We start from the raw sequence: 23,318 nt of genomic DNA, 5'->3' as shown, positions 1-23,318 counted from the left end.
ACGGGCTCTCTATTTATGACGATTTATTGGGTTTGCGTGCCCCTGCATGAGAGGAGCGTTGCGGGCGATGACGGCGGCGAGTTGGGGCATTGCCTAATTCTGAAATCATCTCACGCTGCTTACTGTTGTTAGCTTGCTGAAAATCTGCCCACCATAGTGCCAGTTCTTGTAGCTCATTACGATGTTCTACATTGGCTCTAAGCTCTAATAAATCAAAGGCGGCACGGAACTTTGGGTGCTCCATTAATTTATTGGCGCGTCGCCCTTGGCGGCGTGGTAAGCGTAATTGCAGTAACCAGATATCACGCATTGTTGTCGTGATACGTTTAGGGATGGCAATTGAACGACATTGCTCATCTAAAATATCATTCATCGCAAGGGCAAAGGCATCATAATAAGCGAGGCCACCTTCTTGGGACAGCTTCTCTGCATGTTCAGTAACGGGATACCATAACATGGCCGCAAATAAAAATGCAGGGTTGACACGCTTATCGTTTTTAAGCCTGAAGTCTGTGTTTTTCAAGACTTGCTCAATGATTTTTTCCATTGGCGAGTCATCAGTTTCACTAAAACGGCTCGAAATAACAGGGAATAGTTGCTCAAATAAACCAAATTTCTTGAGCATCTTGTACGTTGAATAACCTTGACCTGCTTGAAGTAATTTTAAGGACTCTTCAAATAATCTTGCAGAAGGAATTTCCCTTAATAATGGAGCAAGATGATAAATTGGGTCTGCGGTTTTTGGCTCAATAGTCATATCCAACTTACACGCAAAGCGTACTGCCCTGAGCATTCTAACAGGGTCTTCGCGGTAACGAGTTTCAGGGTCACCAATAAGACGAATAACACCCGCTTTAAGATCAGCCAATCCATTGACGTAGTCACGTAAAGTGAAATCATCAATGTTGTAATACAGACTATTAACGGTGAAATCGCGACGAATAGCGTCTTCTTCGATAGAACCAAAAATGTTATCGCGCAGCAACATGCCATTTTGTGCCTGTGATGACAAGTTCTTATCATCTGAGGCATTCTGGTCATGATGTCCGCGGAAAGTTGCAACTTCAATAATCTCAGGGCCAAACATAATATGCGCTAAGCGGAATCGGCGGCCAACAAGGCGGCAATTGCGAAATAGCTTACGGATTTGCTCTGGCGTTGCATTTGTTGTGATATCAAAGTCTTTTGGCTTTTGGCCTAATAATAAATCACGAACACCACCACCCACTAAGTAGGCTTCATAGCCACTTTTATTTAAACGATAGAGGACTTTCAGCGCATTATCGCTGATGTCACTGCGGGAAATAGAGTGTTCAGAACGCGGAATAACAGTAATGTTTTCGTTATTTTCGGTTGTCATTGTAGGGTGTTTCTCAGACGAAGAATCGGCACGTTGAGATTGACGAACCGTTTTTTTAATAGACGCTGTTTTTGGCGTTTGTTTAGCGTTCCGAGTACGAGGAGATGTCTGCTCCTTATCGGAATGAGTGACTGGCCTTTTACCGGCTGCCGAGGTATCTCGCTGAGTATGCGTGTGCTGCAAGGAATCTTCACTATTCGATGCAGTGGTATTACGAGATAAAATGTGACGGCAGAAATTTGCTACTCGGTTAAAAATAGTACACCTCGATGTGATTACCAATGTTCAATAAACAAAATAAGCGGCTAATCATAGCTCACAGAAGTTTCTTTGAGAATGGTTAAACGAATAAAAGTCACGTCTAATCATTTTTTTTATCAATAAAAATAGATTAAAAAACAAGCGATATTTTTCTTGGTTTCATCACTTATGGCGCAGAATACCTTATTTTAGTGGGTTTTTACCACAAAGACATTAAGCGCTATTTAAACCATAATCTGAAAAATACACTGTAAAATTCAATAAAAAATTTACTGAAAAATCGCATTTTTATTAAGACCCGATTAACGTATTCGTTTGCTAGCCATGAATTTTATCAAAAATGATAGCAAAAATAAGGAATGAATAAAGGCGCGTATTAGATTGTGTGAAAAAGAGGGGATTTTAAAGGGGCGAAACCCTTACAACGGCGCACGCAATATGCGCCGTTCAGGACTCCATTTGAGCAATTAGCCTGCCATTTGCTTTTCGCGAATTTCAGCTAATGTTTTACAGTCGATACATAAATCAGCGGTAGGACGGGCTTCCAAACGACGGATGCCAATTTCTACACCACATGATTCACAGTAGCCAAAGTCGTCATCTTCAACTTTTTTCAGCGTTTTCTCGATTTTCTTAATCAATTTACGTTCACGATCCCGGTTACGTAATTCAAGGCTGAATTCTTCTTCCTGAGCGGCTCTATCAACGGGGTCTGGAAAGTTAGCTGCCTCATCTTGCATATGAGTAACAGTCCGGTCCACTTCATCTCTGAGTTGATTGCGCCATGCTTCGAGAATGAGCTTAAAATGCGCCAATTGGGCTTCGTTCATGTACTCTTCGCCAGCTTTTTCATGATAGGGCTCAACCCCAGCAATGGCGAGAATGCTTAAGGACGATGTCTTACGTTTTTGCCCTTCTTGCATAATGCTTCTCCTACACACGCAAATTTTACAAAAACCCCAAGGGGGAAAATTTAAGGTCGCTATAAATAGCAGAAGAGAGCTCTCTTGGCAATCGTTCATGCAATGAGTTTTGTAATGCTGTGAGGGCGAGCGTGTTTATTCCCTTTTAGCGCCCCAGAACTCAGCGGCCCCGTATAAAAATCTATTAAAAAATATTATTTAATAGATGTAAAACTAATCTGTTTACTTAACGACATTTGTTGAGCAGTTATATCTGCCTGATAACAAAGTACTTCAACACCGCCTTGCCTTGCTTCCTCTAATAATTGCGCATATTTCTTATCAATATGCGCCGCTGCTGATGCTACGTGAATACCTGTATGTAACGCAACAAACAATAGTATGGCTCTTTTTCCTTCTTTCGCAATATGCATGAGTTCTCTTAAGTGTTTTTGTCCTCTAAGCGTCACCGCATCAGGGAAAAAACCGTGTTCATTTTCCAGTAAAGTGACTGATTTAACTTCAATAAAACAGTCAGGTAACCCATCGTGTGAGAGAAGAAAATCAATGCGACTATTTTCTGTTCCATATTTCACTTCAGGTTTTATCTTGCTGTAGTCAGATAATTCTGGAATGCACTTTCCGGTTAAGGCTTCAGCGACAAGTTGGTTTGCACGAAGGGTGTTGATACAAATAAAGTGTCCTTGTGTTGTTTGAGTTAACTCCCAACTGTGGGGATATTTGCGTTTTGCATTGTCAGAGGTGGAATACCAGACGGTATCTCCAGGAGTTGCACATCCAGTCATCGCACCTGTATTGGCACAGTGAATTGTTATCTCTTCGCCATTAGGTAAGGTGACATCCGCTAGAAACCGTTTATAACGCTTAATTAAAGTGGCAGGTTGTAAAGGGGGATGAAATTCCATAAGGTCTCCGCGGTGCTAACCAGTGATAAGCTGACTGATGAAAGAGGCTAATGCTACAATGTCTGATAGCAAAAGTTAAATGCAGGGAGTCGTTACTTTCGTGTTACCTATATTAGAAGTCAGTGAATCGTTACTGGCAGCCTTAAAATCTTCTCCACAAGTTTTATTACACGCCCCAACAGGCGCGGGTAAATCAACGGTATTACCCCTTGAAATACTCAAAAGTGGCGTCATTGATGGGCGAATTATTATGTTAGAACCGCGTCGTCTTGCTGCGCGTTCAGTCGCAACGCGTTTAGCACAGCAGCTTGGCGAAGAGGTAGGTAACACGATAGGGTTACGTATGCGTTCGGAAACGAAAGTGAGCCGCCATACGTGTCTAGAGGTGGTAACGGAAGGCGTACTTGCACGGCAGTTACAAAGTGACCCGATGCTTGAAGGTATTGGGTTGGTGATTTTAGATGAGTTTCACGAGCGAAATTTACAGGCAGACCTCGGTCTTGCCCTGTTATTAGATACTCAGCAAGCACTGCGAGATGATTTGCGTATCTTATTAATGTCAGCAACATTGGATAACCAAGGCCTGACACAGTTATTTCCTGAAGCGCCAGTCATTACATCTCAAGGTCGTACTTTCCCTGTTGTGCGTGAATACCATCCAATTAACTCTAACAAGTTATTCCATAAAGAAGTGGCATCAGTGGTGTGGCAATTATTGCAACAAGAACTAGGCTCACTACTTTTGTTCCTCCCAGGCGTTGGGGAAATAGAGAAAGTGAGAGCAGAACTCTCCTCTATGGTAAGTGAGGACATACTTTTGTGTCCGTTATATGGTGCACTTTCACTGCAAGCTCAACAACAAGCCATCCAAGTTGCTCCCAAAGGAAAACGCAAAGTGGTGTTGGCAACCAATATTGCAGAAACCAGTTTAACCATAGAGGGTATTCGTTTAGTGGTAGATAGCGGTTTTGAACGTGTTGGGCAGTTTAACCCACGTACAGGGTTAACAAAATTGGTAAAACAGCGAATAAGCCAAGCGTCAATGGCTCAAAGAGCTGGGCGAGCAGGACGTTTAGAAGCGGGTATGTGTTGGCACTTATTCAGTGAGGAGCAAGCCGAACGTGCTGCCCAGTTTAGCGAGGCTGAAATTAACCAAAGCGATCTCAGTGGGTTATGGCTCTCTTTATTACAATGGGGATGTCATGATACGGCGCAACTAAATTGGTTATCGCCACCACCGCAACCTGCGATTGCCGCTGCGAAGGGGTTATTAACAAAATTAGGAGCTGTAGATAGCCAAGGCAAGTTAACGGTATTAGGGCAAAAGATGGCGGCTTTCGCTAGCGAGGTGCGAACTGCTGCGATGCTCTGTAAAGCGCAAGAAAGTCAAAATAAAAATGTGATGCAGCTCGCCGCATTGTTAACGGCAATCATTGAAGAACCTCCACGTAATGGGGGATGCGACTTACGTAGTTTTATAGAAAGGCCGACAGACAATTGGTGTAAACGTGCATCAATGCTGAGTGAACAAAAAGTATCGAATAAAATTAGTCAACAAGGTGCGCTGATAAGTGAGTGGTTACCAACATTGTTAGCTGCGGCTTTCCCAGATCGTATCGCCAAATCTCGTGATAACCAATTGCGTTATCAACTCGCTAGCGGCTTAGGTGCATCCCTGAATGAATCGGATTCGCTTATTGGCTCGCCTTGGTTAATGGTCGTCTCGGTTTGGCAGCCTGAAAATTCGGCAGATGCACGAATTTCATTAGCTTATCCGATTGAAATTGAACAGTTGCAAGTTGATAACCCTACTTTATTTAGGTCGCAAGAAACCGTGGAATGGGATGAGCAAAAGGGCACTTTATTAGCGTGGAAACGCTTGCAATGTGGGCAACTGGTGGTGAAATCAGAGCGGCTTACTAACCCAGATAAAACAGAAATTCGCCAAGCATTGGTTTACTGGCTAAAGCAAAATGGCTTACAACAACTGAATTGGCAGGAAGATGCACTTCAATTGTGTATTCGTTGCACATTAGCGAAACAGTTGTTTCCTGAAGTTAACTTCCCTGATTTTGATGAAAATGCACTATTGGATTCTTTGGGTGAATGGTTAGAGCCCTATTTGGATGGCGTGACGAACAAGCAAAAATTGCAGCAAATTAATTTAGCCAAGTTATTAATCAACCGTTTGGATTGGCAGCAACAGCAGTGGTTGCAGAGTCAGTTTCCAGACACTTACCACGCGCCATCCTTACACGATGTGAGTATTCACTATGCCTTAGATAAACCGCCATTTATCGAAATTCGCATGCAAGAAATGTACGGTGAAAAAACAAACCCAACTGTTGCTCAGGGAAAACTTACCTTAACGCTGTCTTTATTATCGCCTGCCATGCGACCACTGCAAATTACTCAAGACCTCGGTGCGTTTTGGCAAGGTAGCTACAAAGAGATTCAAAAAGAGATGAAAGGACGCTATCCAAAGCATTTGTGGCCAGATGACCCCGCGAATACGGCACCCACAAGGCAAACAAAAAAAGCGATGATGAGTACGAAATAACCGATTTTTGTGCTCTAATAGCGGGTTTCCAAAACGGGCTTGAATGGGCAAAGCAGAGTAAGGAAATGTAATTAAGAGCTTTCTTTGGTGAAATCTCAAGGGTTATGGGCCAAAATTAACCACTAGGCGTTAAGCAATTAGTGAATAATTAAGTTGTTAAGTAATTTTGTAAGGTGATATGGAGCGACCATGTCCGGTAAAGATTTTGAACCAATTGGCCGACGTAATAAAAAAACGGCTGATAAAAAACAATCCTCATCACGCCGCCGTAGAGATCGCGATGATTATGATGATGAAGATTTATACCAAGATGATGATATTGAAGAACAATATCTCGATGATGAAGATGAAGAAGAGCACATGGCTAAAAAAGGCTCAAAAAATAAAAAACAGCGAAAAGTAAAAAGCAAATGGCGTTGGTTTTGGCTACTCGTCAAGTTGATGATCGTGTTTGCGGTGCTATTAGCGGCGTATGGTTTTTATTTAAATCAACAAATTAAAGAGCGTCTCGATGGCAAAGTTTGGGATCTACCCGCAGCGGTTTACGGTCGCATGGTCAACCTGGAGCCAGGGATGGATTATAGCCAAGCGGAAATGACACGCTTGCTCGAAGGTATGCAATATCGCAAAGTCAGTAAAATCACCACATCGGGTGAGTTTGTGGTGCGTGGCAATACCATTGAAATTTTACGCCGTCCATTTAACTTCCCTGATCAAAAAGAAGGGCAGATTCTGGCTCGTATGGTGTTTGAAAATAATGCCTTAAGTAAGATTGAAAATATGGAGAATGGCCGCTCATTTGGTTTTTTCCGTTTAGATCCAAAACTTATCACCATGATGCAATCTGCAAATAATGAGCAGCGTTTGGTGCTGCCATTAGCGGATTTTCCTGAATCTCTGGTGAAAATCTTACTTGAAACCGAAGATAGAAACTTTTACGAGCACGATGGTGTCAGTTTGTACTCTATCGGCCGTGCTGTTGTTGCTAACTTAACTGCTGGGCGCTCAGTACAAGGGGGAAGTACCCTGACACAGCAATTAGTTAAAAACCTGTTTTTGACTAATGAGCGAACCTTAAAGCGTAAAGCTAACGAAGCCTATATGGCTCTCCTGTTGGACTATAATTACAGCAAAGAACGTATTTTAGAACTGTATTTAAACGAAGTTTTCTTAGGTCAAAATGGTAATGATGAAATTCGTGGTTTCCCATTAGCGAGCTTGTACTATTTTGGTCGTCCAATTAATGAATTAAGCTTCGATCAGCAAGCCTTGTTGGTGGGAATGGTACAAGGGGCATCAACCTATAACCCTTGGACAAAACCACAAAATGCCATCAAACGCCGTAATATCGTGTTGAAAATTCTTGAAACGCGCGGTGTGATTGACCAAGAAATGTACCAAGTCCTTAGCGCAAGGCCACTTGGCGTGAAAAATAAAGAAGGGCTGGTGGCATCCCAACCTGCCTTTATGCAAATGGTTCGCTTAGAACTCAATGAAAAATTGGGCGATAAAGTCAAAGAATTATCAGGTGCGAAAATTTTCACAACCTTAGACCCTGTCGCGCAAACTGCAGCGGAAAATGCCGTAGAAAATGGTGTCGCAGATTTACGCAAAACCCGTAAATTAGACGATATTGAAGGTGCAATGGTGGTGGTTGACCGTATTAACGGTGAAGTGCGTGCCATGGTGGGTGGTTCTCAGCCACAATTCTCAGGGTTTAACCGTGCCTTGAACGCACGTCGTAGTATTGGTTCATTAGCAAAACCGCCTGTGTACCTCGCCGCACTGAGTGAGCCTGATCGTTACCGTTTGAACACATGGTTAAAAGATGAACCGCTGACGGTTAAAGTCGGCAACCAAAATTGGAGCCCAAGAAACTACAGCCGTAATTTCAATGGCCGTATGATGCTAGTTGATGCGCTTGCAAAATCACAGAATATCCCAACCGTAAACTTAGGGTTAGATATTGGCCTCGACCAAGTGTTTAATACGTTTGTTCGTCTAGGGGCACCAGCCGCAGCGATGGAAAAAGTGCCAGCAATGTTCTTAGGTGCTGTTAACTTAACGCCAGCGGAAGTGGCTCAGGTTTATCAAACCATTGGTGGTGAAGGCAATCGGGCGAAATTGTCCTCCCTGCGTTCCGTCATCGACGGTGATGGTAACGAAATTTATCAAAGTTACCCATCCGCAGAGCGTGCTGTACCTTCACAAGCTGCTTATTTAACACTTTATGGTATGCAGCAAGTGGTGAATCAAGGAACAGGTCGCGTTTTATTATCCAAATACGGTAAGTACAATTTGGCTGGTAAAACAGGGACAACCAATGATTTGCGTGATAGCTGGTATGCGGGTATTGATGGCAAAGAGGTGGCAATCGTCTGGGTAGGGCGTGATAACAATGGTCCGACACAGTTAACAGGGGCAACAGGGGCTTTAAAAGTCTACCAACGCTACCTTGATAACCAAGCGCCATTAGCTCTGATTAATCGTGCACCAGAGGGCATTGTCGATATGCAAGTCACGGCTGATGGTCAGTTAAGCTGCTCAAACTTTGGTGGTGGTAGAATGTTGCCGATTTGGACTGATAACCCAGACAGTCTATGCCAAGCCTCAGAAGACCAAGCACCAACGTGGAATTTAAATGGCAATAATGATGAGCAAAAAAGTGATGCGCCAGATTGGGTGAAGGATATGTTTGGCGATAATCCCTAAATTTTCGTCATATTTCGAGCCGTGGCGGTGTTGGCTACATTCAGCTACTCGGGTTACATACTAGTGTATGCTCCCCGAGATAGCTTCACTTGCCGCCTTGCCACAACTCGAACTATTTAGAAAATTAACGATATATTCAGTTTTCTAACTTTCTGCTATCTAATTCTTTTAATTGACCACTTCAATGCCTAGAAAATAATTTTCCCGAAACCTATCACAAGGCGAACTATATAAGGAATTATTGTGTAAGATGTATAACTATAAAAGTTAACCTTAGAAAGGTAGAGGTGAAACTAGAGTGCTTCACCTCTTTGGTTTTAATGCAAATTAATTCGCTTTGATTTTCGCCAGCGCTGTTTCAGCAGCTTTGATGGTTTTTTCAATATCTTCATCGCTGTGTGCGATAGACATAAACCCAGCTTCAAAAGCGGATGGTGCGAGGTAAATGCCTTGTTCTAACATGTAATGGAAGAATTTTTTGAAGCGCTCCACATCGCATTTCATCACGTCTTGGTAGCAAGTCACTGTTGCTGCATCCGTGAAGAAAATACCAAACATCCCCCCGACATGGTTGATGACCATTGGAATGCCTTGTTCTTGGGAAACACGTTTTAACCCACGGGCTAATTTTTCTGTTAGCTCATTTAAACGTGAATGAACGCCTGGTTGGGATACTTCTTTTAAGCAAGCAAGGCCCGCTGCCATTGCAACAGGGTTACCCGATAAAGTACCAGCCTGGTAAACAGGGCCGATAGGCGCTAATTTTTCCATGATTTCAAGACGACCACCAAATGCACCCACAGGCATACCACCGCCAATAATCTTGCCTAAGCAGGTTAAGTCTGGCTCAACACCGTAGTAATCTTGTGCGCCACCTAATGCAACACGAAAGCCTGTCATTACTTCATCAATGATCAGTACGGCATTAAATTCATCACATAACGCACGTAGACCAGGTAGGAATTCTGCAGTGGGTGGCACGCAGTTCATGTTCCCAGCAACAGGCTCCACGATGACACAAGCGATATCTTCAGGATAATTTTCAAACGCTTGGCGCACAGATGCAAGATCATTGTAAGTGCAAGTGAGCGTATGTTTGACGAAATCTTCAGGAACACCTGGCGAGTTTGGTTCGCCCATGGTCAGTGCACCAGAACCTGCTTTCACTAATAAGCAATCTGCGTGGCCATGGTAGCAACCTTCGAATTTGATAATTTTATCGCGGCCTGTATAGCCACGAGCTAGGCGAATAGCACTCATGGTAGCTTCAGTACCAGAGTTCACCATGCGAACTAAATCCATAGAAGGAACAAGTTCGCATACTAATTCGGCCATTTCAACTTCGGCGGCAGTTGGTGCGCCGAAACTCAAACCTTTATGGACGGCTTTAATCACCGCATCGCGAATTTCTGGATGGTTATGACCTAAGACCATTGGTCCCCATGAGCCAACGTAATCGACATACGCTTTACCATCAACATCATAAATATAAGCACCATCCGCTTTTTCGATAAATAAAGGCGTACCACCGACACCATTAAAGGCGCGAACTGGCGAATTCACACCGCCAGGAATTTGTTGTTTTGCTTGCTCATACAGAATTTCAGATTGCGACATGGCAGGGCTCCAGAAAAGGGCGAAATAAAAATTTGCCACCATTCTAAAGCACTGCATCAATTAAACCAAATGTTGCTAGCAAGATATGCACAATGTGTCTAATTGCGTAACAACACTTGAACGATTTAGTCAAGTGGCGGATAATTGGGTTAATTGATCTGAGTGGTTTTTAGCCCACACATGAATTTACCGGTCACCGGTTTGGAGTGAAAAATGAGTGATGATGCAGCTCTGCCATTGCAATTTACTGATGCGGCAGCAATTAAAGTTAAAGATTTAGTCTCTGATGAGGACAACCCAAATCTGCGTCTGCGTGTTTATATCACTGGTGGCGGATGTAGCGGCTTCCAGTACGGTTTCACCTTTGATGATCAAATCAACGATGGTGATATGACCATTGAGAAACAAGGTGTTGCGCTGGTCGTCGACCCAATGAGTCTGCAATATTTGGTGGGTGGAAGTGTCGACTATACAGAGGGCTTAGAGGGTTCTCGTTTTATCGTAACAAATCCAAATGCTAAGTCTACGTGTGGATGTGGTTCATCCTTTAGCGTCTAATTTTCGTCATATTTCGTGCTGTGGCGGTGTTGGCTTCATTCAGCTACTCGGGTCACATACTTGTGTATGCTCCCCGAGATATCTTCATTTGCCGCCTTGCCACACCACGAACTATTTAGAAAATTTCTGTAATTCTTAATTCTTAATTCTTAATTCTTAATTCTTAATTCTTAATTGGATAAGACATTTATTGTTTGCAGAGTTGCTACGTGGCGGTGTTGGCTTCATTCAGCTACTCGGGTCACATACTTGTGTATGCTCCCCGAGATATCTTCATTTACCGCCTTGCCACACCGCGAACTATTTAGAAAATTTCTGTAATTCTTAATTCTTAATTCTTAATTCTTAATTCTTAATTCTTAATTCTTAATTCTTAATTGGATAAGACATTTATTGTTTGCAGAGTTGCTACGTGGCGGTGTTGGCTTCATTCAGCTACTCGGATCACATACTTGTGTATGCTCCCCGAGATATCTTCATTTGCCGCCTTGCCACAACGCGAACTATTTAGAAAATTTCCGTAATTCGTAATTCGTAATTCGTAATTCGTAATTCGTAATTCGTAATTCTTCTTTATCAATCGGATAAAGCGTTTAACTGCTCACAAAGTTGTTCGGTGGCGTCGATGATTCGTGGGCCTGCACGATGGAACCAATCTTCATTTAGACGAATGATTGGGACATCCAGTTGTGATTGCCAAAAATTTCTTACAACTTTTTCCTGTTCAATTGAGCCAGTCATTACAATCACATCAGGATTACGAGTGAGCACTTGCTCACGGCTAATTTGCGGCCATTGCACGGCGCTGTTAGCAAAAATATTTTCCCCTCCACAAAATGTCACGACATCATTTTGCAATGTATGTTTACCCGTACTAAATAAAGGCTGAGTCCCCAGTTGGATAAAGATTTTTTTGGTTTTGAGATCTGACTTTTTTTGATTTCGATAAGGAGTCAACTTAGCTCGCATAGCGCTAATATTTTGCTGAGCCAGCTCAGGCTTAGGACTGTATTGGGATAACTCATTGACAGCGTCGATGACTCCATCAATGGTTTGTGGGTCAAAATAGATAATGGGAATGCCAAAGGATGCCAACTGATCAAGCGGCCGTTGCGGGTTTCCCCCTCGCCATGCCAAAATTAAATCAGGTTTAAGCGCGATAATACGTTCGACATTAACCCCTTGCCAATCAGAAACTTGCTCCAGCTTCTTTGCTTGTTCTGGGTAATCGGAGTAAGCACTAACTGCAATCAAGTTATCACCTAACCCAGCAGCATAGGCAAGCTCTGTATTTGCGGGGGATAAACTAACCACGCGCTGTTTTGGCTCAGACAGAGCAGAAAAGGAGATAAAACAAGCCAATAATAAAGTAATAACGTGGGATGAATAGGCAGTTAATTTTTTCATGGCGCATCATCATGTGGCGATAAAAGGCATACCTGACAATTAGTTATGCCTTTTTTGTTGAATTTAAGCCAGCTTAGCTAAAATTGCATTGATCATCAGTGAAGACTGGCGAGCTGCAACGGGAAGAAATTCATCAAAGCTGGTATGCGATTCTTTATCTGCAACATCTGAAATCGCGCGAACCACAACAAATGGTACGCCGAATTGATGGCAGACTTGGCCAATCGCCGTCGCTTCCATTTCAACAGCAGCAACTTGTGGGAAGGTCGCTTTAATGCGTGCTAAAGGTTCTGCACCATTAATGAAGGCATCACCGCTACACACTAAGCCACGAACTGCATTCATATCGAGCAACTTAATGCATTGCTCAGCAACATCAATGAGTTTGTTATCAGCGACAAAAGCAGGTGGGCATTGTGCCATCTGGCCGGGCTCGTAGCCAAATGCCGTAACATCAGCATCGTGATAGCGTACTTCGGTCGAAACAACGATATCACCCACATTTAAGCGAGGGTCTAACCCGCCAGCGGAACCTGTATTAATCACAACATCAGGCTGACAATGTTCTAACAACAAAGTCGTACCAATAGCAGCAGCAACTTTACCAATACCTGATTTTAATAGGGCAATATCAACACCGTTAATTTTCCCAGTGTAAATTTCACAACCTGCACGACTAATGGTTTGGCAGCCTTCAATTTGTGAGCGAAGAATAGCAACTTCTTGCTCCATCGCTCCAATGATCCCAACTTTCATTTTGTCTCCTTTTCCCTGCTCAATTTGTACGATTAGTGTCAATATTTTGACTAGGGAAGATAATGTTTTATTGTGTTAGTGCTGTGTTCTTCGAGCGGGTTCGCAAATTTTATTGCAACAACTCGAATTTCGACAACGAAATTACAAAGATGCACGAAGTGTAACATTGAAAGGTGAGTCGTGAAGTATTTTTCCTGTGTTTAGGCTATATAATGAAGCATCAATTGAGATAGGGAAGGTGGCAGCGTGGGTGAAATTAATTTTCTAAAGAAACTGAGCTTTCAGCGTAACTATATGAGCAGTGCTAAAAACCAGAAAGTCTCACCACAGGATGAAGACGCCGTAAACCGCTTATTTGAAAGTGACCGTGGGCGTATTATTAATTCCGCTGCTATTCGTCGTTTACAGCAAAAAACACAAGTTTTCCCATTAGAACAAAATGCGGCGGTGCGCAGCCGATTAACTCATTCACTTGAAGTTCAGCAAGTGGGGCGCTATATCAGTAAAACTGTGCTTGGTGAGCTGAAAAAGAAAAAATTGTTAGAAACCTATGGGTTAGATGAGCGCTGTGATGCTTTTGAAAGCTTAGTGGAGATGTCCTGCCTGATGCATGACATTGGTAACCCACCTTTCGGACATTTTGGTGAGGCTGCTATTCAGCGCTGGTTTAGCAAACTACTCGCCCCTGAGTATCTATTTTCATCTGACCTACCCGACCCTTGTCAAATTGAAGCATTGCAATTAACAGGCAATGAAAAGCAAGACCTTTTTCGTCGCCAATTGAAGCGAGATTTATGTTCATTTGAGGGGAATGCACAAGGTTTACGAATGGCTCACCGCTTGTTGAAACTTAACCTAACCTACGCACAAATTGGTTCTATCTTGAAATATACGCGAGGAGCTTATGATTTAGAACCAATCCCAGCAGAATTTGATTATTTGATGAAAAAACCAGGGTATTACTGGTCTGAAGCGGATTTTGTCAGTGAACTTACCAAGAAACTCGATATGGAGAAATATTGCCGTTTCCCACTTTCATACATTATGGAGGCGGCAGATGATATCTCTTATTGTATTGCTGATTTGGATGACGCTGCAGAAAAAGGGATCTTTACCGTTGAGCAATTAATTGATTATTTGCGCGCAGAGTGGGGGAAAGTTGAGCAGAATGATTTATTCGATCAAACCATTATGCGTGCTTATAACAATATTAGTGATAACCACACAAGGCGGATTCAGCAAGACCAGTTTTTTATGTACTTACGCGTTAATATTACAGGTAAGTTAGCGCACTATAGTGCCCAGCGCTTTATTAAAAACCTACCTGAAATTTATCATGGTTGTTTTAATAGCGCATTATTGGAAGACAAAAGCCCTGAGCATCGTTTGCTGAAAGTGTTGAAAACCGTTGCATTTAAACATGTATTTAACCATCACGAAGTCGAGCAGCTAGAGTTACAAGGTTATAAAATTATCAGTGGATTACTCGATTTTTATAGTCCGTTGCTAATGATGAACCGAACTGACTTTGCAGATTTAGTGGAAAAAAATTACCACAAACACTTTTTTATTGAAACGCGGTTATTCCATAAGTTATCCAATAAGCACCGTTTATCCTATAACGAGGCGCTTGAGAAAGTCTCTGCAACGAATGAAGCGGATAAATCTATTCTTGAGTTTTACTATCGAGCCCGCTTGATTCAAGACTACATCAGCGGTATGACAGATCACTATGCTTATGAAGAATATAGAAAATTTATGGTGAGTAATTAATAATATTAATTCGCTAAGTAATAAAATCGAAAAGTAGGCAATAAAATAAAAGGAAAAACAGGTATACTAGGCGTGTCTGTTTTTCTCTTTTCAGAAATAAAAAATGCCTGAAATGGAAACAAACAAGGACCCTTTTTTGTAACTAATACTTCGTTGTGACTACTTATGGCTCAATTTTACTCTCCGAACCGCCGCACCACTCCACGCCGTCAACTTACGGTCATTGCTGATAGCTTAGATGCAGCAGGGCAAGGTATAGCACGTCTTGACGGGAAAACAATTTTTGTTGCGGATTTATTACCAGGGGAGGAAGCTCAGATTGAGTTAACGGAAGATAAGCGTAGTTTTGCGAAAGCGAAAGTGGTTAAGCGCTTATCAACAAGTCCACAGAGAGTGAAGCCACAATGCCGTTATTTTAATCAGTGTGGTGGCTGCCAACAGCAACATATTGATATTGAATTACAAAGAGCAAGTAAGGCCGAGGCTTTACAATATTTAATGATGCGAGAAACGGGAGTTGATAAAAGTGCAGCTCCCGTGATGAGTGGTGAACCTTATGGCTATCGCCGCCGTGCTCGCTTAGGCTTGCAATATCAACCTAAACATCAACGGTTGGTGATGGGGTTTCGTCAAGTACAGTCCAATACGCTGGTTGATATTAAAAACTGTCCAGTGTTAGTGCCTGAACTGGATATGTTACTTACCCCCCTTTCTGAGTGTCTTAACCAACTTAGCATTAAGCCGAAATTAGGCCATGTTGAGCTTATCCATGCGGATAACAGCAATATCATCATGATCCGTCATTTAGTGCCTTTTTCACATGCAGATAAACAGAAACTTAACGATTTTGAAAGGCAATATGACGTGTCTATCTGGCTGGCAGGAAATGACAATGCATTAGAAGCGCTGACGTCGAGCTCACCAATGCCAGAATATCAAGTGGTAGGTGAAGTGCTTAAATTTAACCCATTGAATTTTATTCAAGTGAATGGGCAAGTAAATCAATTGATGGTGGCACAAGCGTTAGCATGGTTAGATCTAACGCGTGAAGATAGGGTATTAGACCTTTTTTGCGGAATGGGTAATTTTACGTTACCAATAGCACGATTAGCGCAATCAGTTGTTGGGGTTGAAGGTGTCGAAAATTTAGTCGAACAGGCGCGAAACAACGCTCAGCTCAATACTATTTCCAACGCGACCTTCTATAATGAGAACCTAGAAGCCGAAATTCATACACAACCGTGGGCAGCTCAAGGGTTCAATAAAGTATTATTAGACCCTGCACGAGCAGGGGCGGCGGGCGTGATGGAACATTTAATTAAACTGATGCCTGAAAAAATTGTCTATGTTTCTTGTAATCCAACGACATTAGCAAGGGACAGTAAAGTTTTGCTTGATGAGGGGTATCAATTGTTACATTTGCGGATGTTAGACATGTTTCCGCACACTAGCCATTTAGAATCAATGGCACTATTTATCCGTCGGCCAGAGCATTAACAGGTAGGGAGAATATATGGTTGCAGTAAGAAGCGCACATCTTACCCCAGCAGGTGAGTTTGCCCCAGAAAAATGGGTAGGCGGTCTGGGTTTGAGCAATAAACAATCAGAAGAAAAGCTCATCCATACCTGGCAGTTTTGTCACGATAAATTAGCAGGCCAAGAAATTGGGCCTTTATTGCTGTGGCGTGGCATCGAGATGACCGAAATCTTATCTACGCTCAGCATGGACATTGGCAGCTTACAAGCCGCATTATTATTTCCATTAGTAGAAGAAGGCAAGCTGGAAGAGCACGAAGTCATTGAGCAGTTCGGAAATTCGATACACGAACTTGTTAAAGGCGTGCTTGAGATGGATGCTATTCGCCAATTAAAAGCGACACAATCCAGTGAAACAAGCTCAGTCCAAGTCGATAATATCCGTCGTATGTTATTGTCGATGGTGGAAGATTTTCGTTGTGTTGTCATCAAGCTAGCAGAGCGTATCGCGCATTTGCGTGAAGTCAAAGACGCCACAGAAGATGAACGCGTATTAGCCGCAAAAGAATGCTCCAATATTTATGCGCCATTAGCGAATCGCTTAGGGATAGGGCAATTAAAATGGGAGTTAGAGGACTTCTGCTTCCGTTATTTGCACCCTGATGAATACAAAAAAATCGCTAAGTTACTCCATGAACGCCGTATTGACCGTGAAGATTATATTGATAATTTTGTCGGTACGTTGCGTAAATATATGCTAAAAGAAAACATTCAGGCTGATATTTACGGTCGTCCCAAGCATATCTACAGTATTTGGCGCAAAATGAAGAAGAAATCATTGGCGTTTGATGAGCTGTTCGATGTGCGGGCTGTACGTATCGTGGTTGAACGTTTGCAAGATTGCTACGCGGCACTGGGAATTGTGCATACCCATTTTCGCCATCTTCCTGATGAGTTTGATGACTATGTAGCAAACCCCAAGCCAAATGGCTATCAATCAATTCATACAGTTGTGTTGGGCCCCAACGGTAAAACCCTTGAAATTCAAATTCGTACCCGCCAAATGCATGAAGATGCAGAGTTAGGGGTCGCTGCACACTGGAAATATAAAGAAGGCGCAACAGGAATTGGCAAGGGAAGCAGCTACGAAAATCGTATTGCATGGCTGCGTAAATTAATTGCATGGCAGGAAGAAATGGCAGACTCAGGTGAAATGCTTGATGAAGTTCGTAGCCAGGTATTTGATGATCGCGTTTATGTCTTTACACCGAAAGGGGATGTTGTCGATTTACCGACAGGGTCAACTCCACTTGATTTTGCCTACCATATTCACAGTGATGTAGGGCATCGTTGTATCGGTGCGAAAATTGGTGGTCGGATCGTGCCATTTAGTTATCAACTGCAAATGGGGGATCAAATTGAAATCATCACTCAAAAACATCCGAACCCAAGCCGTGATTGGTTAAATCCAAATTTAGGCTATGTCACAACCAGCCGTGGGCGTGCCAAAATTCAAAACTGGTTCCGTAAACAAGACAGAGATAAAAACATTCTTGCTGGACGCCAGATTTTAGATAGTGAACTATCTCAGCTTGATATTAGCCTGCGTGAAGCGGAAAAACTGCTTATTGCCCGCTATAACGTTCATTCTCTGGACGAAGTATTAGCAGGTATTGGTGGCGGTGATATTCGAATTAACCAGTTGGTGAATTTCTTACAAAGCAAATTCAATAAAGCAACGGCGGAAGAAGAAGACCGCGCGGCAATGAAGACATTAGAAAGTAAGTCTTCACTCCCAAGAGCACCATCCCATGGTAGTGGTCGAGTGGTGGTTGAAGGGGTTGGTAACCTAATGCACCATATTGCACGTTGCTGCCAGCCAATTCCAGGGGATGAAATTGTCGGTTTTATCACGAAAGGACGAGGTATTTCTATTCACAGTGCGGATTGCGAACAATTAGCTGAGCTGCAAAGTCACGCACCAGAACGCGTGATAGATGCAGTTTGGGGAGAAAACTATTCCAGTGGTTATTCTCTCGTGGTTAGAGTTATCGCCAATGACCGTAGTGGTCTACTACGTGATATCACGACAATATTAGCTAATGAGAAGGTTAATGTGCTTGGCGTCAGTAGCCGCAGCGATGTGAAGCAGCAATTAGCAACGATAGATATGACAATTGAGCTGTATAATATTGAGGTGCTGAGTCGGGTGTTAGCAAAATTAAATCAGTTGCCGGATGTTATTGAGGCAAAACGCCATTCCCAGTGATTTTCTTCATATTTTGCGTTGTAGGGGTGTTGGCTACACTTAGCTACTCGGGTCACATACTTATGTATGCTCCCCGAGATAGCTAATCTTGCCGCCTACCTACAACGCAAAATATTTTGAAAATCGGCACCATTATAATTAACCATTTTTATATTTTGAGCCGCAGCGTTGTTGGCTGCGCGCTCTCCTCGCGACAATACCAACTATTTTGAAATGATCCTTTTCAAGTTTTCTTTGTTGATTAGCCTTTATATCTGGTAAGTTTGAAATAAAGGTAGCAATGTAGAAACAAAAGAAAATCAAAGGGTAATACAATGAGTCAGCAAAATCACCAAATTGAACGCTTACTATCCATCATGGCACAGCTGCGCGACCCAAAAACGGGGTGCCCTTGGGATAAAGTACAAACATTTAAAACCATCGCACCTTACACACTTGAAGAAACCTATGAGGTACTTGATGCGATAGAGCGTGAGGACTTTTCTGATCTAAAAGGCGAATTGGGTGACTTATTATTCCAAGTCGTTTTTTATGCACAAATGGCGAATGAAAAATCACTTTTCGATTTTAATGATATCTGCCAAGCGGTGAGTGACAAACTTGAGCATCGTCACCCACATATCTTTGATGCGAACAACCAACTTTCAAGTTCCGAAGTGATTGAGGGATGGGAAAAGCGTAAGGCAAAAGAACGTGCTGAAAAGTCTCAATTTTCTGTACTTGATGATATTCCAAACTCACTCCCTGCACTGATGAAAGCCTATAAAATTCAAAAACGTTGTGCTTCTGTCGGTTTTGATTGGGATACGCTTGGCCCAGTGGTTGGAAAAGTGCATGAAGAACTTGAAGAAGTCATGGAAGAAGCCACTCAGGTGGTTGTAGATCAAAACCGCTTAGAAGAAGAAATTGGAGACTTGCTGTTTGCGACAGTAAATTTGTCTCGTCACCTAGGCCATAAGCCCGAAATTGCACTGCAAAAAGCCTGTAATAAATTTGAACGACGTTTTAGGCAAATCGAGAAAAGCTTATCCGAAAGTGGTAAGTCTGTAGAAGGTGCTACACTTGAAGAGATGGAGGCACTTTGGCTGCAGGTTAAAAGCCAAGAATAAAATGTCTCGTCATATTTCACACTACAGCGTTGTTGGCTGCGTTCGGCACATGGGTCACATACTTATGTATGCTCCCCGAGATATCCTCTCTTGCCGCCTAGCTGTAATGCGAACTATTTAGAGCCATTACATGTAAGTATTGAAACTATTTGTCGTTTTAAGATTTGGATGTTGTTGGTTTATTCTAAAAGTAATTTATTTAATATTCCCAAATAAAGCTTCAAAAACAATGAATAGAATGGCATTTTTAGGCGTCAAATAGCGAGTGATAGAGTAAATAGTTATTCAAAATCAAACTTAGTGCAGAATTGCATTTTTTACGCTATAGAATGAGCTGAAAGGATTTAGCTTTTGCCTTTAAACTGTGTTAATGTATAAAAACAGACGCAGATGACTATTTTTGAAGCGATAAATAATTTTCGTTTTTAACTTGCTGATAATATTAGAGTGTTGATGAAATTTAGCCTTATTATGCTTAGAACATTTGTAGCGAAATTAAGGTTCGGGTATACTGTTTTCCCGTCCTGTTATATCCATCATCTTTTAAACCTAAACTTTCAGGTTCAGCATGAAAACTAACTATATTTTTGTGACCGGCGGGGTCGTATCCTCTCTGGGTAAAGGCATTGCCGCAGCCTCGTTGGCGGCTATACTCGAAGCCCGTGGACTCAATGTAACGATTATGAAACTGGATCCCTACATTAACGTAGATCCAGGTACAATGAGCCCAACCCAACACGGGGAAGTTTTCGTTACAGAAGACGGCGCTGAAACTGACTTGGATTTGGGTCATTATGAGCGTTTCATCCGTACCAAAATGACACGTCGTAATAACTTTACGACAGGCCGTGTCTACTCTGAAGTTCTGCGCAAAGAGCGCCGTGGCGACTACTTAGGCGCTACCATCCAAGTTATCCCGCATATTACGAATGAAATCAAAGACCGTATCATCCGTGGTGGTGAAGGCCATGATGTTGTTCTCGTTGAAGTTGGCGGAACTGTCGGTGATATCGAATCTCTGCCATTCTTAGAAGCTATTCGTCAAATGGCGGCGGAAGTGGGTCGTGAACGCACACTATATTTGCACTTAACCTTAGTGCCATATCTTGCAGCTGCGGGTGAAGTAAAAACCAAACCAACGCAACATTCTGTGAAAGAATTGCTGTCCATTGGTATTCAACCTGACGTATTAATTTGCCGTTCAGACCGTGTGATTCCTGCAAACGAGCGCGCGAAAATCGCGTTATTCTGTAATGTGCCAGAAAAAGCAGTTATCTCACTAAAAGACGTTGATTCTATTTATAAAATCCCAGCCTTGTTAAAATCCCAAGGTTTGGATGAATACATCTGTAGCCGTTTCCGTATCGATGTGCCTGAAGCGAATCTGTCTGAGTGGGAACAAGTTATTTACGAAGAAGCCAATCCTGCTGGGGAAGTAACTATCGGAATGGTGGGTAAATACGTTGAGTTACCAGATGCGTATAAATCAGTTATCGAAGCACTGAAACACGGCGGCTTGAAAAATCGTTTAACCGTGAATATTAAGCTAATCGACTCGCAAGATATCGAAACCCGTGGTGTTGAATTACTGAAAGGGCTTGATGCAATTTTAGTTCCAGGCGGTTTTGGTGAGCGTGGTGTAGAAGGGAAAATTCTGACAGCGCAATACGCACGTGAGAATAAAATCCCTTATTTAGGTATTTGTTTGGGTATGCAAGTTGCCCTGATTGAATTTGCACGTAACGTTGCCAATATGGCAGATGCGAACTCAACAGAATTCAAAGCAGATTGTAAATATCCAGTTGTTGCGCTGATTACAGAATGGCGTGATGAAGAGGGTAACGTTGAAGTGCGTTCTGAAGAGAGCGACCTTGGCGGTACAATGCGTGTTGGCGGGCAGCCATGCCATTTAGTGAATGGTAGCTTAGTGCGTGATATGTATGGTGCTGAAACCATCGTTGAACGTCACCGTCATCGTTATGAAGTGAATAACTTATTACTGAAACGCATCGAAGATGCGGGCCTAAAAATCGCAGGCCGCTCAGTAGATAACAAACTGGTAGAAATTATTGAAAACCCAAATCACCCTTGGTTTGTGGCTTGCCAATTCCACCCAGAGTTCACTTCGACCCCAAGAGATGGTCACCCATTATTTGCAGGTTTTGTTAAAGCCGCTGGTAAGTACCAGAAAGGTGAGTTGAAATAAGATATGGGGAAGTCGGCGCATTGGCACCAACTTCCCGAAATTTAACTTGTACTGAGGAAAACCTAATGTCCAAAATTGTTAAAGTGATCGGCCGTGAAATCATTGACTCTCGTGGTAACCCAACTGTTGAAGCTGAAGTTCACTTAGAAGGTGGCTTCGTTGGTTTAGCAGCTGCACCATCAGGTGCATCGACAGGTTCTCGTGAAGCTCTGGAACTGCGTGACGGTGATAAAGCACGTTTCCTGGGTAAAGGTGTTCTGAAAGCTGTTGGTGCAGTTAATGGCCCAATCGCAGAAGCCCTGATCGGTAAAGATGCAAAAGATCAAGCAAATATCGATAAAATCATGATTGACCTTGATGGCACTGAAAACAAATCTAAATTTGGTGCGAACGCAATTCTGGCTGTTTCTTTAGCAAACGCAAAAGCAGCAGCAGCGGCAAAAGGTATGCCTCTGTATGAGCATATTTCTGATCTGAATGGGACTCACGGTCAATATTCAATGCCTCTGCCAATGATGAATATCATCAACGGTGGTGAGCACGCAGATAACAACGTTGATATCCAAGAATTCATGATCCAGCCTGTTGGCGCACCAACGCTGAAAGAAGCGGTTCGCATGGGTTCTGAGATTTTTCATCACTTAGCAAAAGTACTGAAATCTAAAGGTATGAACACGGCTGTAGGTGATGAAGGTGGTTATGCACCTAACTTAGAATCTAACGCAGCAGCGTTAGCCGCTATCAAAGAAGCGGTTGAACAAGCAGGTTATGTATTAGGTAAAGACGTAACGTTAGCGATGGACTGTGCAGCATCTGAGTTCTTCAACGCTGAAACAGGTAATTATGAACTGAAAGGCGAAGGTAAAACCTTTACGTCTCAAGAGTTCACTCATTACTTAGAAGAGCTGACTAAACAGTACCCAATCGTATCTATCGAAGATGGCCTGAACGAATCTGACTGGGATGGTTTTGCATACCAAACTAAAGTTCTTGGTGACAAAATCCAATTGGTTGGTGACGACCTGTTTGTAACTAATACTAAGATCCTGAAAGAAGGTATCGACAAAGGTATCGCTAACTCAATCCTAATTAAATTCAACCAAATCGGTTCGTTAACTGAAACTTTGGCTGCAATTAAAATGGCGAAAGATGCAGGCTATACTGCTGTTATTTCTCACCGTTCAGGCGAAACTGAAGATGCAACTATTGCGGACTTAGCAGTGGGTACTGCAGCGGGGCAAATCAAAACAGGTTCTATGAGCCGTTCTGACCGTGTTGCTAAATACAACCAATTAATCCGTATTGAAGAAGCTCTGGGTAACAGTGCACCATTCAACGGTTTAAAAGAAGTTAAAGGCCAAGCATAATTTAATTGCTAAGCTAATTGATTGCAACGGGAGGCATCGGCTTCCCGTTTTTTATGCTT

The 23,318-nt window shown here is 42.6% G+C and carries 15 protein-coding genes; 9 read left to right on the top strand and 6 right to left on the bottom strand.

The features are described 5' to 3' along the window. Nucleotides 1-13 precede the first annotated feature (13 nt). The 3 genes from pcnB to sfsA form a co-directional block, all read right to left on the bottom strand. Entirely contained in the window at nucleotides 14-1,360 is a 1,347-nt protein-coding gene (gene pcnB / locus M1F05_RS15825) for a polynucleotide adenylyltransferase PcnB (RefSeq protein WP_241016797.1), read from the bottom strand. A gap of 728 nt (nucleotides 1,361-2,088) precedes the next feature. Further along, nucleotides 2,089-2,544 carry an RNA polymerase-binding protein DksA gene (dksA, locus tag M1F05_RS15820; protein WP_004260494.1) on the bottom strand — a complete coding sequence of 152 codons (456 nt, stop codon included), beginning with the start codon at nucleotides 2,542-2,544 and terminating at the stop codon, nucleotides 2,089-2,091. 194 nt (nucleotides 2,545-2,738) lie between these two features. Next, nucleotides 2,739-3,449, bottom strand: a complete 711-nt coding sequence (sfsA, locus tag M1F05_RS15815) for a DNA/RNA nuclease SfsA (protein ID WP_206082954.1) — start codon at nucleotides 3,447-3,449, stop codon at nucleotides 2,739-2,741. A 100-nt stretch (nucleotides 3,450-3,549) separates the two neighbouring features. On the opposite strand from sfsA, the gene hrpB reads away from it, so the two are divergent. Further along, the gene (hrpB, locus tag M1F05_RS15810; protein WP_206082953.1) at nucleotides 3,550-6,009 is read left to right on the top strand and encodes an ATP-dependent helicase HrpB; all 2,460 of its coding nucleotides are present in this window, start codon (nucleotides 3,550-3,552) and stop codon (nucleotides 6,007-6,009) included. Nucleotides 6,010-6,198: 189 nt separating this feature from the next. Continuing rightward, complete coding sequence (mrcB, locus tag M1F05_RS15805; RefSeq protein WP_206082952.1) at nucleotides 6,199-8,721, top strand: bifunctional glycosyl transferase/transpeptidase; 2,523 nt, start codon at nucleotides 6,199-6,201, stop codon at nucleotides 8,719-8,721. A 327-nt stretch (nucleotides 8,722-9,048) separates the two neighbouring features. On the opposite strand, the gene hemL is transcribed toward mrcB, so the two are convergent. Further along, the gene (hemL, locus tag M1F05_RS15800) at nucleotides 9,049-10,338 is read right to left on the bottom strand and encodes a glutamate-1-semialdehyde 2,1-aminomutase (protein WP_206082951.1); all 1,290 of its coding nucleotides are present in this window, start codon (nucleotides 10,336-10,338) and stop codon (nucleotides 9,049-9,051) included. Nucleotides 10,339-10,551: 213 nt separating this feature from the next. On the opposite strand from hemL, the gene erpA reads away from it, so the two are divergent. Further along, nucleotides 10,552-10,896 (top strand): iron-sulfur cluster insertion protein ErpA, encoded by a 345-nt coding sequence (gene erpA / locus M1F05_RS15795; RefSeq protein ID WP_154623408.1) that lies wholly within the window; start codon nucleotides 10,552-10,554, stop codon nucleotides 10,894-10,896. A 576-nt stretch (nucleotides 10,897-11,472) separates the two neighbouring features. On the opposite strand, the gene btuF is transcribed toward erpA, so the two are convergent. Continuing rightward, complete coding sequence (gene btuF / locus M1F05_RS15790) at nucleotides 11,473-12,303, bottom strand: vitamin B12 ABC transporter substrate-binding protein BtuF (RefSeq protein WP_206082950.1); 831 nt, start codon at nucleotides 12,301-12,303, stop codon at nucleotides 11,473-11,475. 63 nt (nucleotides 12,304-12,366) lie between these two features. After that, nucleotides 12,367-13,059, bottom strand: coding sequence for a 5'-methylthioadenosine/S-adenosylhomocysteine nucleosidase (mtnN, locus tag M1F05_RS15785; RefSeq protein WP_206082949.1), 693 nt, complete (start codon nucleotides 13,057-13,059; stop codon nucleotides 12,367-12,369). A gap of 246 nt (nucleotides 13,060-13,305) precedes the next feature. On the opposite strand from mtnN, the gene dgt reads away from it, so the two are divergent. From dgt to eno, 6 genes are all read left to right on the top strand, one after another. Then, nucleotides 13,306-14,832, top strand: coding sequence for a dGTPase (gene dgt / locus M1F05_RS15780; RefSeq protein ID WP_206082948.1), 1,527 nt, complete (start codon nucleotides 13,306-13,308; stop codon nucleotides 14,830-14,832). A 165-nt stretch (nucleotides 14,833-14,997) separates the two neighbouring features. Next, entirely contained in the window at nucleotides 14,998-16,329 is a 1,332-nt protein-coding gene (gene rlmD / locus M1F05_RS15775; protein ID WP_206082947.1) for a 23S rRNA (uracil(1939)-C(5))-methyltransferase RlmD, read from the top strand. A gap of 16 nt (nucleotides 16,330-16,345) precedes the next feature. Continuing rightward, nucleotides 16,346-18,577 carry a GTP diphosphokinase gene (gene relA / locus M1F05_RS15770; RefSeq protein ID WP_206082946.1) on the top strand — a complete coding sequence of 744 codons (2,232 nt, stop codon included), beginning with the start codon at nucleotides 16,346-16,348 and terminating at the stop codon, nucleotides 18,575-18,577. A 314-nt stretch (nucleotides 18,578-18,891) separates the two neighbouring features. Next, nucleotides 18,892-19,686: a nucleoside triphosphate pyrophosphohydrolase gene (mazG, locus tag M1F05_RS15765; RefSeq protein ID WP_206082945.1), complete on the top strand. Its 795-nt coding sequence runs from the start codon at nucleotides 18,892-18,894 to the stop codon at nucleotides 19,684-19,686. Nucleotides 19,687-20,254: 568 nt separating this feature from the next. Then, the gene (pyrG, locus tag M1F05_RS15760) at nucleotides 20,255-21,892 is read left to right on the top strand and encodes a glutamine hydrolyzing CTP synthase (RefSeq protein ID WP_206082944.1); all 1,638 of its coding nucleotides are present in this window, start codon (nucleotides 20,255-20,257) and stop codon (nucleotides 21,890-21,892) included. Between the two features lie 65 nt (nucleotides 21,893-21,957). Beyond that, complete coding sequence (gene eno, locus M1F05_RS15755) at nucleotides 21,958-23,259, top strand: phosphopyruvate hydratase (RefSeq protein WP_206082943.1); 1,302 nt, start codon at nucleotides 21,958-21,960, stop codon at nucleotides 23,257-23,259. Nucleotides 23,260-23,318 lie beyond the last annotated feature (59 nt).

The organism is Providencia sp. PROV252 (assembly GCF_033676005.1).
Classification (GTDB): Bacteria; Pseudomonadota; Gammaproteobacteria; order Enterobacterales; family Enterobacteriaceae; genus Providencia; species Providencia vermicola.
The sequence above is the reverse complement of the archived record's forward strand: the minus strand, read 5'-3'. Positions and strand labels throughout refer to the sequence as shown.